Origin of the sequence: Microbacterium sp. B24, assembly GCF_000333415.1 — a bacterium.
In the GTDB taxonomy this organism is placed as follows: domain Bacteria; phylum Actinomycetota; class Actinomycetes; order Actinomycetales; family Microbacteriaceae; genus Microbacterium.
Window position 1 is genome coordinate 1 of the sequence record NZ_BADB01000485.1, and the last position, 973, is coordinate 973.

Sequence of the window (973 nt, forward strand, 5' to 3'; positions counted from 1 at the left end):
AGCTCGGTCCCGGGGATCCTCTAGAGTCCTTCGTCGAGATCCCCGACCGGCACCATTTCAACGCGCCCGGCTCCCGCGTCTTCCGCGGCGCCGCGCTCGAGTTCCTGGGCTCCTGACCCCTCCCTCTCCCTCTCCTTCTCGCCGAGCCGCGACGCTTTTCGCGAGCCGCTACGCCAGATCCTGGCGGCTGGCGCAGATCGTGGCGCATCGCGGCGCTCTACGGGCCCGGAGGCTCCGCCGCCGGGTGAGCGACTCCCTCGGCGTCTCCTCCCGACGCATCCGAGCTGGATCGGCGTGGGTTGCGGATACCGAGAAGCGAGACCAGTCCGCCGACGATGAGAAGCGCGGCCGTGGTGACCGCCGCCCGGTGGAAGCCGGCCAGATCGAGTGCGCCACCGGTGATCGCGGCAAGGGCTGCGATCGGCAGCAGCCCCGCCACGCGGGCGACGGCGTTGTTGACCGCGGAGGCGATGCCGGATCGCTCCGGGTCGGCGGCCCCGAGGATCGTCGAGGTGAGGGGAGAGACGGTGAGGGCGAGTCCGAGCCCGAACACGACCATGCCCGGGAGCACCTGCCACCAGTAGTCGAAGTCGTCGGCGACGAGCAGCAGCAACAGCGCGCCGACCGACATGATGAGCGGCCCGGCGGTCATGAACAGACGCGGTCCCCATCGTCCGACCAGGGTGCCGATGCGTGAGCTGAGCGCGATCATGAGCAGGGTCGAGGGCAGACTGGCGAGGCCCGCGAGGGTCGCGCTGAGGCCGGCCCCCTGCTGCAGGTAGACGGCCAGGACGAACCCGTTGAGGGCGAGGGCCGCGTAGATGAACAGCGTCGACAGGTTGCCGGCGGAGAAGTTGCGGCTGCGGAAGAGATCGAGCGGCAGGATCGGGTCGGCGACCTGGCGTTGTCGCCAGACGAATCCGGCGAGCAGCACGAGGCCGGCGAGCCCCGGCATCCAGATCGCCGGGGACCC

Annotated in this window: 1 protein-coding gene; it reads right to left on the reverse strand. The window is 70.7% G+C overall.

Annotation, left to right across the window (positions count from 1 at the left end; translation table 11 throughout):
* Window positions 1-217 precede the first annotated feature (217 nt).
* Window positions 218-973 (reverse strand): MFS transporter (locus I5I_RS14135; RefSeq protein WP_036321176.1); only part of this gene is annotated, 756 nt, incomplete at its 5' end.